This window comes from Acinetobacter sp. YH16051 (assembly GCF_013417135.1).
Lineage (GTDB): Bacteria > Pseudomonadota > Gammaproteobacteria > Pseudomonadales > Moraxellaceae > Acinetobacter > Acinetobacter towneri.
The window spans coordinates 1-15,170 of record NZ_VPEN01000008.1 but is presented as its reverse complement, the minus strand read 5'-3'; the positions used below and the strand labels follow the sequence as shown (position 1 = coordinate 15,170).

General features: G+C 40.9%; 14 protein-coding genes. 7 read left to right on the top strand and 7 right to left on the bottom strand.

Annotated features, from left to right (window positions below; genetic code table 11):
* Positions 1–9: 9 nt before the first annotated feature.
* The 4 genes from dnaX to FTV41_RS08320 all read right to left on the bottom strand — a co-directional run bounded on the left by dnaX (position 10) and on the right by FTV41_RS08320 (position 6,094).
* Positions 10–2,265, bottom strand: a complete 2,256-nt coding sequence (gene dnaX, locus FTV41_RS08335; RefSeq protein WP_004973273.1) for a DNA polymerase III subunit gamma/tau — start codon at positions 2,263–2,265, stop codon at positions 10–12.
* Between the two features lie 65 nt (positions 2,266–2,330).
* The gene (locus FTV41_RS08330) at positions 2,331–3,536 is read right to left on the bottom strand and encodes a serine hydrolase domain-containing protein (protein WP_373682954.1); all 1,206 of its coding nucleotides are present in this window, start codon (positions 3,534–3,536) and stop codon (positions 2,331–2,333) included.
* Between the two features lie 170 nt (positions 3,537–3,706).
* Positions 3,707–4,561 carry a MaoC/PaaZ C-terminal domain-containing protein gene (locus FTV41_RS08325; protein ID WP_131260931.1) on the bottom strand — a complete coding sequence of 285 codons (855 nt, stop codon included), beginning with the start codon at positions 4,559–4,561 and terminating at the stop codon, positions 3,707–3,709.
* Between the two features lie 141 nt (positions 4,562–4,702).
* The gene (locus FTV41_RS08320) at positions 4,703–6,094 is read right to left on the bottom strand and encodes a 3-oxoacyl-ACP reductase (RefSeq protein ID WP_179996402.1); all 1,392 of its coding nucleotides are present in this window, start codon (positions 6,092–6,094) and stop codon (positions 4,703–4,705) included.
* Between the two features lie 239 nt (positions 6,095–6,333).
* On the opposite strand from FTV41_RS08320, the gene FTV41_RS08315 reads away from it, so the two are divergent.
* Entirely contained in the window at positions 6,334–7,845 is a 1,512-nt protein-coding gene (locus tag FTV41_RS08315; RefSeq protein ID WP_179996401.1) for an acetyl-CoA C-acetyltransferase, read from the top strand.
* Positions 7,846–7,954: 109 nt separating this feature from the next.
* On the opposite strand, the gene aceI is transcribed toward FTV41_RS08315, so the two are convergent.
* On the bottom strand, positions 7,955–8,386 hold the full coding sequence (gene aceI / locus FTV41_RS08310) for a chlorhexidine efflux PACE transporter AceI (protein ID WP_179996420.1): 432 nt from the start codon (positions 8,384–8,386) through the stop codon (positions 7,955–7,957).
* 107 nt (positions 8,387–8,493) lie between these two features.
* Between aceI and FTV41_RS08305 the strand changes: the two genes are divergently transcribed.
* The 4 genes from FTV41_RS08305 (at position 8,494) to FTV41_RS08290 (ending at position 12,478) form a co-directional block, all read left to right on the top strand.
* Entirely contained in the window at positions 8,494–9,384 is an 891-nt protein-coding gene (locus tag FTV41_RS08305; RefSeq protein WP_004973259.1) for a LysR family transcriptional regulator, read from the top strand.
* A gap of 89 nt (positions 9,385–9,473) precedes the next feature.
* On the top strand, positions 9,474–10,460 hold the full coding sequence (gene tal, locus FTV41_RS08300; RefSeq protein WP_136144603.1) for a transaldolase: 987 nt from the start codon (positions 9,474–9,476) through the stop codon (positions 10,458–10,460).
* Between the two features lie 96 nt (positions 10,461–10,556).
* Positions 10,557–11,219 (top strand): leucine efflux protein LeuE, encoded by a 663-nt coding sequence (gene leuE / locus FTV41_RS08295; protein ID WP_004973255.1) that lies wholly within the window; start codon positions 10,557–10,559, stop codon positions 11,217–11,219.
* An 83-nt stretch (positions 11,220–11,302) separates the two neighbouring features.
* Positions 11,303–12,478: a benzoate/H(+) symporter BenE family transporter gene (locus tag FTV41_RS08290; RefSeq protein ID WP_154320696.1), complete on the top strand. Its 1,176-nt coding sequence runs from the start codon at positions 11,303–11,305 to the stop codon at positions 12,476–12,478.
* Positions 12,479–12,525: 47 nt separating this feature from the next.
* Here FTV41_RS08290 and FTV41_RS08285 read toward each other — a convergent pair whose 3' ends face one another.
* Positions 12,526–13,497 (bottom strand): alpha/beta hydrolase, encoded by a 972-nt coding sequence (locus tag FTV41_RS08285; RefSeq protein ID WP_179996419.1) that lies wholly within the window; start codon positions 13,495–13,497, stop codon positions 12,526–12,528.
* Positions 13,498–13,812: 315 nt separating this feature from the next.
* Between FTV41_RS08285 and FTV41_RS08280 the strand changes: the two genes are divergently transcribed.
* Complete coding sequence (locus FTV41_RS08280) at positions 13,813–14,262, top strand: universal stress protein (RefSeq protein WP_004973248.1); 450 nt, start codon at positions 13,813–13,815, stop codon at positions 14,260–14,262.
* Positions 14,263–14,312: 50 nt separating this feature from the next.
* Positions 14,313–14,759: a universal stress protein gene (locus FTV41_RS08275; RefSeq protein ID WP_004973247.1), complete on the top strand. Its 447-nt coding sequence runs from the start codon at positions 14,313–14,315 to the stop codon at positions 14,757–14,759.
* A gap of 114 nt (positions 14,760–14,873) precedes the next feature.
* On the opposite strand, the gene FTV41_RS08270 is transcribed toward FTV41_RS08275, so the two are convergent.
* Positions 14,874–15,170, bottom strand: a 297-nt coding sequence (locus FTV41_RS08270; protein ID WP_306670442.1) for a transposase, incomplete at its 5' end; no start/stop codon positions are given.

Genomic DNA, 15,170 nt, shown 5'->3' with positions numbered 1-15,170 from the left:
AACAACAGGTTATTTCAACTGAATGTTATGTAATTCGCCATCAAAGTTTTGCAAAATATCTTTCACAATCGGTTCTTGATGCAATAAATTTTCAGCCCGTTGATAAGCGCGTTGTTTGCGCTGTTGCTGCAAAATGTACGGTGTCGTGTCATCCACATTTTCATATTGCACTTTAAACAGAGTTTTACTCCACTGTTCTTTTAAAGCACTTTCTAAAGCATGTTGCAGTTGAGTCAATAACTGCTGATATTGCTCAGGAATATGAAAAACCGATTCAGCATTAATCTGCCCCGTCATTACGCCATGCTGCGCCAATTCTTGCACGGCAGGTGACAACTCGCTGTGTCTAAACCAATATTCCCACTTGTCTAAAGTCCACTCACCTTCTAAAACTTGCGGCTGTAAACGCAGAATATCCTGCGGCATTAATTGATCATCGGCATTAGATGCTATGGTTTGCTGCGGTTGTGCTGTCGCACTGGCAACATTCGGTTCGACTTCAGTCGCTGCTAAATCAAATAAAGCGGTTTCTGCATTACTTACATTTTGTGTAATTGACGGTGAAGCATTATTCGATTGTAGTGTAGATGAAACTAGCGATGTTTCGGCTGATGCAGCAAGATCACCTAACGGTGCAACGGCATCAAAACTTTCCAGTAAAAAATCATCATGACTTTGCACATCAGATGTAGTGCTTACCGATGAGGCATCTTCATCTAAACCAAACAATTGTGCATCTGCATTTGGATCAAACACGATAGATTCAGATTGCTTATCCTCAGCCTGTATTGCAGTTTCTTCATTCACTGCAGGTTCTGACATAGATTCTGGTGAAATCGCAGCTGTTGAGTGTAGCGCTTGCGGAGTCGGTTGTTGCGCTTGAATCGACTGTTGATCTTGATGTGTTAAAGCTTCAGGCTCATCCTCATCTAAAAAATCATCTGAAGAAGGTTCTGCAACACTGGTTTGTGTCGTGGTGTGATCTGAATAATCGTCATCCTCATAGTCAAATCCATCAAGATCAGGTGTTGCAACCGCATCTAATTCAGTTACATGCTGTTCCGCTTGTGCTGTATTTTGAGTTGCCACAGCTTGTGGAGTTTGCTCCATTTGAGCAACTGGCTGGGAAGCCGCTGTTTGTGCAGTATTTTGTGGCGCAGCAACCAACACTTCATTGGCTTGCAAAGGTCGAAATGCCAGTAAACGCAGTACACACATTTCAAAGCCTTGTTCTTGGGTTACGGCAATTTGTAAATCGGCGCGTCCTTTACAAGCAATTTGATAATACAACTGTAAATCTTGTGCAGAGATCAGACCCGCAAGCTGCTGAATTTTTTGATTAATTTCAGCACTGTATTTTAGGTTTAAATCTGGCAGATATTGCATGATTGCCAATTCATGCAGTGTCGAAATTAACTGATCCAACACCAAAGACACATCTAAAGCTTGCTGTCTAAATTGTAATAACAACTGACTCACACGCTGCTGTTGGTTTTGATGAATCGCTAAAATCAAATCATAGATAATGGTGCGATCAATCAAGCCCAGCATGTCTTTGACATCTTGATGATGAATTTCACCCTGACCATAAGCAATGGCTTGGTCTGTCAAAGACATCGCATCACGCAAAGAACCTTGCGCAGATTCAGCAATCTGCCAAATTGCATCTTGCTCTGCAACAATCTGTTCTTTGGCTAAAATATCCGTTAAATGACTGGTAATTTCATCGACCTGCAATGGACGCAAAGTAAATTGCAAACAGCGCGAAATCACAGTAATAGGGAGTTTTTGTGGGTCTGTGGTCGCAAACAGAAACTTCACATGCTCAGGCGGTTCTTCCAAAGTTTTTAGCAAAGCATTGAACGAATGCGTAGACAGCATGTGCACTTCGTCAATCAGATAAACCTTAAAACGTCCCTGAGTCGGTGCATAAGGTACGTTATCGAGCAACTCACGTGTGTCTTCAACCTTAGTACGTGACGCCGCATCAATTTCGATTAAATCAATAAAACGACCTTCATTGACCGCAGTACAGGTCGGACACACTTCACATGGGGTAGATGTCACGCCTGTTTCACAGTTCAGGCATTTGGCCAAAATACGCGCAATGGTAGTTTTACCTACACCACGTGTTCCCGTAAAAAGATAAGCATGGTGCAAACGCCCACGTTCCAAAGCACTGGTCAATGCCCGTGATACATGGTTTTGTCCCACCAATTCATTAAAATTACGAGGACGATATTTACGCGCAAGTACCTGATACATGAATGCTCCTTTTTACAGGTCTAAGCATACTGTTTTTTTGGCAAAGAGTGAACGTACAATCACGCCTAAAACCAGCCTTTACGCCCTTGCAATTGCCGATCTGCACAGCGAATGGCTTCCTGACTCAGTCCCCAAAGTCGATAATCACCAATTAAAGAACCTGCAGCAAAATTATGGGTATAGGCAAAACTGAGTTGACGGTCAGGATCACACCACGCGCCTGAACCATTAAAACCCATGTGTCCAAAACCGTGAGAGCGCTTACCCAAACTTAATACACGGTGATAGCCTAATCGCCAATGCATCGGGATAGGCATGACCCGATCACGCTGTACATATTGTACTTGGCTCAATTGCTGAAAAACTTCAGGCTGAATCAATTGCTGACCTTGCCATGATCCACCCTGCGCCAACATGGCATAAATACGTGCCAAACTTTGGGCAGTAAATACACCATTGGCAGCAGGAATCACGGCTTGTAAACCTGCATCGCTAAAAAAACTAAAATTTTTCATGCCTTTGGGAATCATGCCATCCTGAAAGTCTTGCGGATTTTGCCCACTCCATGCAATGACTTTATCGAATATTGATACAGGACGTTTGCTCGATTTAGCTTGGTTTTTAACTTTAGCTGTCTGTTTATTTGTAGATGATGCATCTGTTTGCGCTGATGTCACAGCAGTTTTAAATGGTCGTGCGACACGGGAAAGCTCAGACGCAGGCACACCAAAATACGCCCCATCCAAAGCCAAAGATTCAACCAAGTATTGCTGCATCAATTCAGCCAATGTTTGACCTGTAGCTTTTTCTAAAATCCCACCGACCAGCCAGCCAAAAGTTAAAGGTTGATACGCTGCCTCACTTGCTACATCAAAACGTGGCTTGGCTTGAGCCAACACATCCAGCATGTGCGACCAATCTGCCATTTCAGTCGCATCGGCAATGATATTACGGATGTCATATAAACCACTTTGATGACTCAGCACATGCCTTAAGGTCATCAATGCTTTGCCATTTTGGGCGAATTCAGGCCAGTATATATAAATGGGAGTATCGTAATCGACCAGTCCTTGACTGACCAAAATATGTGCCAGTGTCGCTAATACACCTTTGCCTGTGGAATAACATACCGATAACGTATCGGCTTGCCAGTCTTCATCTGGCGACTTTTTGCCTGTGTAAATATCGACGACTTTCTGACCTTGAAAGTACACCGCTAAAGCAGCCCCGCCCTGTTGGCTACGTGCATTTTGCAAACGGCTAAATTGCATCGCTAAATCATGAAATTCAGGCGCAACCCATCCACGATAATTTTCAGTTTCAGCAAAAATATAATCCTTTAAATGTTGCATCGTCCTGTCTATCTCGTTTTTATTATTAATAAAAAGCTAGCGCAAATAAAAAGCCTAAATCCAAAGGATTTAGGCTTTCGATCACTGAATTAAAGCGCGGTGACAACACCTGTCACGTGCGGTTTTTGGTTTTTACTGTTACGAATTAAAAAATCTGTATTTTTAGCGTCCGTTGCAGTTAAAAACTCAACTTTAGATGGCAAATACATAGGTAACTTAAACCACACATCGACTTCATAAGCATCTGGCAAAGTCAAACTCGATAAGGCTTTGGCTTTGCTCCACATGCCGTGCGCAATCGCTTGTTTAAAGCCAAATGCTTTTGCAGTAATCGCGTGGATATGAATTAAGTTAAAATCGCCAGACGTTAAAGCATAACGGCGACCTGTATTTTCAGAAATATCCCATTCAGCTTGAACGGCATAGTTTAGCGCTTTGCTTTCTGCAGGCTTTGCAGCAGCTTTAGTGGTGGTTTTTTGACGTGCTAAATACGTGGTCAAACCTTCCATCACCACCTCATTGCCTACTTTAACGGTGGTAATAAAATCAAACTGTACGCCTTTATCATGTGGTTGCAATTCACCAAATTTACACGACAAGGTCAGTTGTTCATTCAATCCAACTTTACGGCTTTGTTTGACTTGGTTGCGAATATGCACCAAGCCCAAAATTGCAAATGGAAATGCTTCTTGGGTCATCATGTGCATTTGCAGACTTTGTGACAATACAGCCAAATAAATTGCAGGAATATAGCCGTTATTTTTAAAACCTGTCACTGCATTATAGGCTTTTAAGTGCTTTTGATCGACCTTGAATGAATCCACCACATATTCAACTTGCGGCAGCACTTTTTCACCTTTTGGCTTTTTAAAAATTAAGCCCTGAATCACTTTTGGATAGGCTAAATAGGGTTTTGGAAGTTGACTAAAATGGCGAGTATTCATACTGAACCTTTGAGAAGTTTTTCTAATTTATTTAATGGAGTTCTTTCTCCCGCTGGGAGAAAGCTAGAGAGAAGGGTTAATAATCTATCCCCTTATCTCCCTCTCCTAAATCCTCTCCCTAAGGGAGAGGACTTTAATGGGTTAAGCCCCTAACAAGCTTTGACCACAAACACGTACCACGTTACCATTAATACCTGTCGATGCCGATGAAGCAAAGTAAGCAATGGTTTCTGCAACGTCTACAGGTAAACCACCCTGACTCATAGAGTTCATACGACGACCTGCTTCACGAATGGCAAAAGGAATTGCAGCAGTCATTTGCGTTTCAATAAAGCCCGGTGCAACCGCATTAATGGTGATACCGTTGTTTAAAACAGGTGCGGTAAATTTCACGACACCAATCACGCCAGCTTTAGATGCTGCATAGTTGGTTTGACCCAAGTTGCCTGCAATACCTGAAATTGAAGATACGCAAACGATACGACCATTGGCATTTAAACCATCATTTGCCAATAAGTAATCGTTCACACGCTCAATTGCAGACAAGTTGATGTTAATGACTAAATCCCAAAGCTCTGGTTTCATATTTGCCAAAGTTTTGTCACGGGTAATCCCCGCATTATGCACAATAATATCCAAACCACCTTGCGCAGCGGCAGCTGTTTTAATTTGCTCGCCTGCATCTGCAGCAGTAATGTCAATTGCTAGTGTTGAACCACCGATTTCAGCGGCAACACGGTCTAAATCTGCTTGTTGTTGTGGAACGTCTAGGCAAATAACGTGTGCACCATCACGTGCCAACACATGCGCAATCGCTTCACCAATACCACGGCTTGCACCTGTCACTACAGCAGTTTTACCTGCCAATGGTTTTGCCCAATCTACCTCTACAGTTGCAGCACTCGACACACGAATCACCTGACCTGACACATAAGCTGAACGTGGTGAAATGGCAAAACGTAACGTAGATTCTAAGTTTGCTGCAGCACCTTGATCGACATAAATTAAGTTAGCCGCAATGCCTTTTTTAAATTCTTTGCCTACCGATTTTACAAAACCTTCCAAAGCGCGTTGTGCAATGGCTTTTTTTACACTGCCTGCAGTTTCTGGTGTAGTACCAATCACCACCACGCGACCAGAAGCCTGAATTTGACGTGCGATTGGGTTAAAGAAATCATAAAGCGCTTTTAATTGTTCTGAGTTTTCAATACCTGAAGCATCAAACACCACCACTTTAAATTTAGATTCTTTATCGCCCGAATTGAACGCACCTAAATTTAAACCTACTTTTGCCGCAGCTTGTTGCAATTCTGCATTGTTGCCTGCATAACTATTGGCATGTACATTGGCTAAAACCTGTGCAATTTCAGCAGATAAATCACTTGCAGGGGCTGCACCTAAAAGTACTGCACCTTTTACCACTGGTGTTGCAGACTCGAAACGCTCTAAAAAAGTTGGGGATGGTAAACCCAAATTTTTAATGACAAATTTACCAATAGGAGATTTTGCAAATGTTTGGTATTGATCAGTCATGATTATTATCTCTCATAAATTCATTTTTTGATGGATTACACGATATCTTTTAACATCAATATGATGCCAAATGCCCACATTTCAATAGCGTTACCCGTTTGTGCTAAATCATACTTGAGTTAATTATCAGATGTCTTGACCTGAATGCATTCTGCAATGTCATTGTAGTCAATTCAGCTGTCATACTATTGTGCTAATGTACGCATCAAGTAGACCCTTAACATGCTTGGAAAAGCCTTATGAGCAAAACAACTCAAGAAAATCCAGCAGTGGAAAATTCTGCAACGGATTCTGTGTCAAATACATCAACTGCTAAACGTACAAGCAAAAGTAGCAACACTGCAACCCGTTCCAACACGAGTACGACAAAAACTACACGTACCCGCACGACTAGCCGTGCTAAAACAACTGCTTCAACGCAAACAAAAGCACCATCTAATACCAATACCTCTGTTCAACAGGATAAAATTATGAGCCAAAACACTGTTCGCCGCGTTGCTATTATCGGTGGTAACCGTATTCCATTCGCACGTTCTAATGGCGCTTACTTTACTGCATCTAATACAGATATGTTTACAGCAGCATTAAATGGCTTGGTTGAACGCTTCAATTTACAAGGTCAGCGTTTGGGTGAAGTTGTTGCAGGTGCAGTGCTCAAACACAGCCGTGACTTTAACATGACTCGTGAGTGCGTACTCAATACTGCCCTTGCTCCTGAAACACCTGCTTACGATATACAACAAGCATGTGGTACTGGCTTGCAGGCTGCTTTTTTAGTTGCGAATAAAATTGCACTGGGTCAAATCGAGGTTGGTGTTGCAGGCGGTGTAGATACGACTTCTGACGCGCCAATCGCATTTGGCGATGGTTTGCGTAAAGCATTGCTTGAATTGAACATTGCAAAAACAGGTAAAGACCGCTTAAAAGCATTAACCAAAATCAACATTAAAGATTTAATGGATGCGCCACGTAACGGTGAACCACGCACAGGTTTATCAATGGGCGACCACCAAGCCATTACTACGTTGGAATGGGGCATCTCTCGTGAAGCGCAGGATGAGTTAGCAGCTTCATCTCACCAAAAAATGGCAGCTGCCTATGACGAAGGTTTCTTTGATGATCTCATCACGCCATTCTTAGGTTTAGAACGTGACAATAACTTACGTGCAGATTCTACTGTAGAAAAACTAGCGAAGTTAAAACCTGCTTTTGGTAAAGGCGACGCGCGCACTATGACGGCGGGTAACTCGACTCCACTAACCGATGGTGCATCTTGCATATTACTTGCCTCTGAAGAATGGGCAAAAGCCAATGGTCACGAAGTCTTGGCATATTTGACTTTCCAAGAAACTGCAGCAGTTGATTTTGTAGGCAAAAAAGAAGGTTTGTTGATGGCACCTGCGTACGCTGTTCCACGTATGCTTGAACGTGCTGGTTTAACATTACAAGACTTCGATTATTACGAAATTCACGAAGCGTTTGCATCTCAAGTCTTGTCGACCTTAAAAGCATGGGAAGATCCAAACTTCTGTAAAGAGCGTTTAGGTTTAGATGCACCTTTAGGATCAATTGATCGTAGCAAATTAAACGTTAAAGGTTCATCTTTGGCAGCAGGTCACCCATTTGCAGCAACAGGCGGACGTATTATTGCCACTGCGGCGAAACTTCTGAATCAAAAAGGTTCAGGTCGCGTATTGGTGTCAATCTGTGCAGCAGGCGGTCAAGGTGTAACAGCCATTATTGAAAAATAATTCTGCCTAGTTCCAATTTAGATAGCAATAAAAGCCACTTGATTCGCTCAGGTGGCTTTTTTATAGCGCTTAATTTATAGCAGCTCACTTTTAATTAGCCACTAGCGTTTTATCTGACTGAATGTTGCGGAGCATAACCCAATTTCGCTTCGATATGGTCATAACAATATTGAAAAATAAAGGTATAGAGCAAAATACTGAGCGTCATCAATAAATCAATCAAAATTGCCTGCAGCATGGATATTTCTAGTGCATACGCCACCATGGGAATAGTGGCGAGCATTAAGCCACCTTCAAAACCAATTGCGTGTAAAACGCGTATTTTAAAAGTTCTGTGTAGCTGGTGTTGCGCTTCAAACTTTTCAAAATAGTGATTAAACAACATATTCCACAGCACCGATGTCACCGCCATCGCAATGCCTAGACCACCTGTCACTTGCATTGGCATTTCAAACACATAACTTAATGCCAAAGCAATGATGACCAATAAAATCACTTCATAACTCAGGGCATGTACCCATCTTCTTTTGGAAATCAACATCTGCTTACTCAAATACTTATCCTTCCCCACTTATTTTATTTTCATTTAATTGACCAATCGAGTTAGAATCCATCAATAATATTGAAAGATAAAAGCCAACCTCTGTCATGAATATCAATCAAGATCAGCTGATTATTTTTATCACCGTCATGGAAACGGGTTCTTTTTCTGCAGCTGCACGCCAATTGGGCAAGGTGCCTTCGGCAATTAGTATGTCCATTGCTAATTTAGAAATTGATTTAGACCTAAAACTGTTTGAACGGATTGGGCGTGAACCTTTGCCTACCCCACAAGCGCAGAGTCTTTACGAAAAAAGCAAACAACTGCTCATAGAAATGAAGCAATGGAAACAACATGCTTTTGCGCTCAGTTCTGGGCTGGAAGCACACTTAAATATTGTGGTGGTGTCTGAATTACTACACACTCGCTGGACAGATTATATTGTGTTACTAGAACAGCAATTTCCTGAATTGCAGATCAATATTTTCTCTGCGCCACAAGAAGATGCACTGCATTTACTCATGACTCAAGCAGCGGACTTGGCCTTTATGTTTGAACGCGAACAATTACAAAGCAGTGAACAATTTGTGGAATTAAAACGTGAAATTTTAGTGCCTGTCGCTGCCCGACATTCACCGCTGGCTGAATCTGATCAAGTCAGTTTTGAACAGATTTTACAAAATCGGCAAATTGTAGTGGCGAGCCGTGATCGGCAGATTAAACCCGAGTTGTTATTTTCTAAGCACTATTGGCGTACCGATAATCATCATTCTGCCTGCAGTATGATTAAGCAGGGTTTAGGCTGGGGTGTCTTGCCCTTGGAAATGCTGAATGAACATCCTGAACTACAACACGAATTAAAAATTTTACAGCTGCTAGATTTCACCCCAAAATTTGAATATTTTGTCGATTTGGTCTGGAGCCGAGAACATCAATTGGGCGCTGCTGCTCATTTTTTGATTAATCACGTCCGAAATCTGAGAAAAACTGGTAAATAATCCACAAACCCTCTTACTTGGTACTTGGGTTAAAAGCTGTTTGTGATATAACTGAATGTATAAGCAATAACCTAAGAACTAGATCTCGAATGACACAGACAGCCTTAAATCAATTAAAAAACTTAACCACCATTGTTGCAGATAGTAGTGACTTGGCTGCGATTGAAAAGTTTCGTCCTTTGGATGCGACCACCAACCCATCACTCATTACGGCGGCTGCCAATCAACCTGAAAATAAAGCGTTGATTGAAGCTGCATTTGAGCAAGCCAAAGCTGAAGGTTATACAAATGATCTATTGGTTGAGCGCAGCATTGATATTTTAACGGTCAAATTTGGTGTAGAAATTTTAAAGCTGATTGAAGGTCGTGTTTCGACTGAGGTAGATGCTTCTTTGTCTTATGACACTGATGCAACCATTGCCAAAGCCAAAGAACTTTTAGCACTGTACCAAGCTTATGGTGTTCATTCAGACCGCATTTTGATTAAGATTGCATCGACATGGGAAGGCATTCAAGCGGCGAAAGTGTTGGAAGCCGAAGGCATTCACACCAATTTAACCTTATTGTTTGGTTTACATCAGGCACATGCTTGTGCAGATGCCAAAGTGACGTTGATTTCACCATTTGTGGGTCGTATTTTAGATTGGTATAAAAAAGCTGAAAATGTCATGTACTACCCTATTGAAAAAGATCCGGGTGTACTTTCGGTGAAGAAAATTTATCAATTCTATAAACAGCATCAAGTACAAACTGAAATTATGGGCGCGAGTTTCCGTAGTATTGATCAGGTTTTGGCTTTAGCTGGTTGTGATTTATTGACCGTTGCACCAAATTTATTGGCAGAACTTGAAGCTGATGAACGAGAAGTCGCTGCAGCGTTATCGACCAATGGCATTCAAGTTCAAGCTGAACCACTGGCAGCAATTGAAAAGGAACAATTCAAAGCGCAACTTGAAGCAGATTTGATGGCGTTCCAATTGTTACAAGGCGGCATTGATGGCTTTATTAAAGCGCGTGAGCAACTTGCCACCCTATTACGCCAGTCTTTCGGCTTAGATGCAGAGATTAAAGCTTAAGCTTTAACCTATCCCAGTAAAATTCCAAAATTTTTACTAAGCCACAAAACCGATGTTGTTATACTGCAACATCGGTTTTTATTTAGGTGAGTTTGCGTGTTTGGTATTAGTGACCTCAGCACTTTTATAATTGGCACAACCTTAATTGTGCTCTTGCCTGGCCCAAACTCACTCTATGTCATGTCAGTGGCTTCACGCTTTGGGATACGCACAGGCTATGCAGCTGCTTTCGGTGTATTTACGGGTGATCTGATTTTAATTGTGTGCACCATTTTAGGGGCAGCCTCATTATTGCATGCTTTTCCATGGCTATTCACCTTATTAAAAGTAGTTGGTGCGCTCTACTTAGGCTATTTAGGTATTAAACTACTGATTGCAGCCTATAAAACATGGTTTCCACAAACCAGAACTTCGCACGCCAATCTTTCTACAACAGCAACGAGCAATACAACTGAACGGGTTCATCCCTACCGAACTGCTTTAATGATTAGCGTTATTAACCCAAAAGCAATTTTGTTTTATTTGTCTTTTTTTGTGCAATTCGTCAATCCTGATTACACCTACCCGATGCTGAGCTTTGCTGTTTTAGCCATCGTCCTACAAATCATTAGCATGGGTTATTTATCTATCTTGATTTTTTCAGGAGTCAAATTAGCCAGTTATTTCAATCAACGCTATAAAATTGCAGCCATTTGCGTTGCAAGCATTGGTATTTTGTTCTGCGGTTTTGGCTTTAGACTGGCAAGCTCAACGCTATAAAAAAAGTATAAAAAACACTTTTGACTATTTGTTCAAATGTGTATGATCTGTTCATAAATTATAGAAAGTATGTCTAAGAAAGCATGCAAAAACTTTTAAATGACTTCTCTGTGCCTGCAGTATTTGCAGGTTTTATTACCTTCTTGGTCGGTATTAGTGTTTCCGCGGTTTTAGTCATTCAGGCAGCACAAATTTTAGGCGCAAGTGCTGAGCAAATCAGCTCTTGGTTTTGCGCGTTGGGTTTAGGTATTGGTCTAAGCGGGCTGATTTTATCTTGGAAATTTAAATATCCTGTGGCGACCTCATGGTCTACCGCAGGCTTGGCACTGATTATCGCCACGGGCAGCGGTTATAGCTTACACGAAGCAATTGGCGCATTTTTATTTTGTGGCGTACTCACAGCAGTGCTTGGCTTTTTAGGTATTTTTGAAAAGGTACTGACTTATATTCCACAGAGTTTAACCAGCGCCATGTTGGCAGGTGTGCTGCTTAAATTTGGGATTGCCCTATTTACCAGTCTGCAAGAAGCATGGGCATTTATTTTGTCTTTATTGGCAGCCTATGTATTGGCAAAACGATTTAGCCCGCGTTATAGCATTGTTTTAACTGTATTGATTGGGGTCGCACTATGCCCAATCTTCTTGCAATTTCAAATGCCGAGTGTGCAATGGAGTATTGCACAACCAGTTTGGATGCAACCTGAATTAAGTTGGTCTGCTATTTTAGGTTTAGCCCTGCCTTTGTTTGTCATTAATATGGCATCGCAATATTTACCTGGTCTTGCCATGATCAAAAGCTATGGTTTTAACCCAAATGTACGTCACTTAATTGGTTGGACAGGCACAGCACAAGCTATTTTTGCACCATTTGGATGTTTTAGTGTCAATATCGCATCCATCAGTGCTGCGATTAGCTTAGATGATCAATCGCATCCCGATGCCAGTAAGCGCTATATTGCGGGAATTAGCTGCGGTTTGTTTTATATCTTGATGGGGATCTTTGCTGCAACGCTCACCAGTTTGTTGATGTCATTCCCAGCTGTTTTTATTACTGCTTTGGCAGGAATTGCACTGCTTGGCACTATTGGACACAACATCGCCCTCGCCTTTCAGCACGTTGCAGAGCGTGAAGCCGCTTTATTGACCTTTTTATTTAGTGCTTCTGGGGTGCAGTTTTTTGGTATTGGTTCTGCATTTTGGGGACTGATTTTTGGTTGTGTGGTTTTGGCAATTTTAAAGTTTAAACAAAGCAAAAGCTAAATAACTTAAGCAGTTAAAAAACACTTTTTCTGAAGCATCGTATTGATTTATTGTATGCGCGATACATTAGGGTCTGCTGTGCTTCGGATAAATTCTACTGTTTTAGCAAAAGTTTGCTGGCTTTCTTTTTGGTGCATAAAAAATTGATATTCGTGAATTAACCATGCTTTTGTATCTGGATAAAATGCTGTCGTCACAGGAATCTGCTGTTGCTGTAAAGCATGCAGCATCGGCATAGATTGAGTTTCTGTTAAAAAGTCTTTGTTACCACCACTGATAAATACCGCAGGATAGTTTGCCGTTAAATGTTGAATAGGCGAAATATTCTTCAGAAATTCACTGTCCTGTTTCCGATCTCCCGTGTAAGCCTGCACCAAATTATAAACACCCCACTCTACGATATTCATTTCATCTGGCGCAGTTTCAACAAACGCTTTTAGATCATAAATCCCGCAGTGCAAAATCAGCCCTTTAAGTTGTTTGTGCTGAATAGTCGGTTGTAAATTAGACTGCTGTGCAAATGCAGGATTACTCAATAATGCGGCATAATGGCTAGCTAAATTCGCCCCTGCAGAATCACCTGCCAAATATAATTGTTGTGGATTAAGCTGATACTTTTCTGCATGTTGCGTGATGTAATTTAAAGCCTGATCAATTTGTTGCAACTGAGTAGGATAAGTTGCATGCGGGGCGAATTGATATTGTACTGCAATTACATTAAAGCCCTGCGCGGCTAATAATTTAAAATAGCCACGTGCATGTGCTTTTGAGCCCGCAATCCAGCCACCACCATGAATCCAGACAATTGTCGGGCGTGCGGCTAAATCTTGCAATTGACTGTTTTGATACAAGTCAAAACTCAAATTAGGCTGCGTTGCATACACAATATCATGTTGCACTTGTATATTTTTGGGTGCATAGCGATCCATGATTTTCTGCTGCAAGCCTGTGGTGAGATTAAATGCACTAGCAATGATTCGATTGTTCTGCTGCGTGGTTTGACAAGCACTTAACAACATAAAACACAGCAACATCCAAATTATTTTCAAACCACATTTCCCTCAAGATTCATACGCCCAATTCAAACCCAAGTAATTTAAAATTAAATTATGAAGGTCTATTTATTTTTGCAAATTTAGCAGCTTATTTTATCGTATAGCCTTGCCGTTGAGTTGAGTAAATTCATCATCTTCAGCTTATCTTTTCTTTCAGCAAATTTGGCGGGTAATTAAATGAATTATCAATCTTTTTTCAGATTTTAAATTGAACCTGTATAGACTATATGCTATCAATAAAGTGTAAGGCACATAATCATAATTTCTGGAGTTACCCGCATGTCGTACCAAAATATTTTAGTCCCTGTAGATGGTTCACAAATTTCTTTTTCAGCGGTCAAACATGCAGCTGAAATTGCCAAAGTATTTAACAGTAAACTCACCTTAATTAGCCTTGTTGCGGAAGACCCATTTACTGATTCTGACTTTTACTATAATTATTCATCTGCCATTATGAAAGAATACTTTGTGCAAGCGACAGCCAATGCACAAAAGGCATTAAAAGAAGCAGATGAAATTGCGAAAGCAGTGGGTGTAAATGCAGAAACTCGCGTGGTTGAGGGTTTGGTATCTGCTGAAGGTGTAATCAAAACTGCGAAAGACTTAAATGCCGATGTGATTGTGATGGGTTCACATGGTCGTAAAGGTTTCCAAAAATTATTATTGGGTAGCTTTGCCACAGACGTATTACGTCATACAGAATTACCTGTGCTTGTAGTTAAAGCTTAATCACTATTTTAAGCCATATTTTCATCATAAATTTTTAATAAGGATTTGCCATGACCACTTATAAACACTTACTTGTTCCAGTAGATGAGTCACCTATGTCTTATGCTGCAGCCGAACAAGCACTTTCATTGGCAAAAGATCTAAATTGCCCTGTTACTATTATGAGTGTAATTGCAGTTGATCCTTTTGTAGGCGTGGACTTCTACAAAGTTGCACCAGCAATTACCGATTATTTCATGCAGGCTGAACAAAATGCACAAAATCGTTTGGCTGAAATTCAGCAATCCTTTAGCCGTGAAGGTATTTCGGTAGATACCAAAATTATCCGCGGTGTTGCAGCCTCTGAAGGGATTGTACAAATTGCCAATGAAATTGGTGCTGACCTGATTATTATGGGTTCGCATGGCCGTACTGGAGTGAAAAAGATGATGCTCGGTAGCGTTGCCCAAAACGTACTGACTCAGTCTCCTGTTCCTGTTTTGATTGTTAAGGTTTAATTCATTACCAACTGTGCTCTGCCACAGTAAAAGATAAAATAAAAAAATCCCGTTCGCCAATGAACGGGATTTTTCTGGATAAAACTTTTAAAAGCTTTTCTAAATTAACCCCAGTTACGGATAAGCCAAAGATTTAATCACATGAATTTTAGGCTTATTCTTTTGGCAAAGTTGATACGCACATAGTGAAGAAAATACGCCTGCTAAAAAACCAGCAATCGAACGATGTTTACTCGTAACTAAGTGATATTTTTCTTTCAATAATCCTATCAATGTTTCAATTTTTTTACGTTGTCGTAGATGAAATTCATCAGAAAATGGCAATAAGGTCACTCTCATATTTTTTCTTGGATAAGTAATTAAATCAATGCCTTGCTCTTTAAGTGTTTCTTTCAATGGTTGGCTAATGTA

Coding starts and splice junctions, on each gene's coding strand:
- FTV41_RS08320 (WP_179996402.1), bottom strand. CDS start 6,094: ATGACTGATCAATACCAAACATTTGCAAAATCTCCTATTGGTAAATTT.
- FTV41_RS08330 (WP_373682954.1), bottom strand. CDS start 3,536: ATGCAATTTAGCCGTTTGCAAAATGCACGTAGCCAACAGGGCGGGGCT.
- FTV41_RS08280 (WP_004973248.1), top strand. CDS start 13,813: ATGTCGTACCAAAATATTTTAGTCCCTGTAGATGGTTCACAAATTTCT.
- FTV41_RS08305 (WP_004973259.1), top strand. CDS start 8,494: ATGAATATCAATCAAGATCAGCTGATTATTTTTATCACCGTCATGGAA.
- aceI (WP_179996420.1), bottom strand. CDS start 8,386: ATGTTGATTTCCAAAAGAAGATGGGTACATGCCCTGAGTTATGAAGTG.
- FTV41_RS08315 (WP_179996401.1), top strand. CDS start 6,334: ATGAGCAAAACAACTCAAGAAAATCCAGCAGTGGAAAATTCTGCAACG.
- FTV41_RS08290 (WP_154320696.1), top strand. CDS start 11,303: ATGCAAAAACTTTTAAATGACTTCTCTGTGCCTGCAGTATTTGCAGGT.
- FTV41_RS08275 (WP_004973247.1), top strand. CDS start 14,313: ATGACCACTTATAAACACTTACTTGTTCCAGTAGATGAGTCACCTATG.
- dnaX (WP_004973273.1), bottom strand. CDS start 2,265: ATGTATCAGGTACTTGCGCGTAAATATCGTCCTCGTAATTTTAATGAA.
- FTV41_RS08325 (WP_131260931.1), bottom strand. CDS start 4,561: ATGAATACTCGCCATTTTAGTCAACTTCCAAAACCCTATTTAGCCTAT.
- FTV41_RS08285 (WP_179996419.1), bottom strand. CDS start 13,497: ATGTTGTTAAGTGCTTGTCAAACCACGCAGCAGAACAATCGAATCATT.
- tal (WP_136144603.1), top strand. CDS start 9,474: ATGACACAGACAGCCTTAAATCAATTAAAAAACTTAACCACCATTGTT.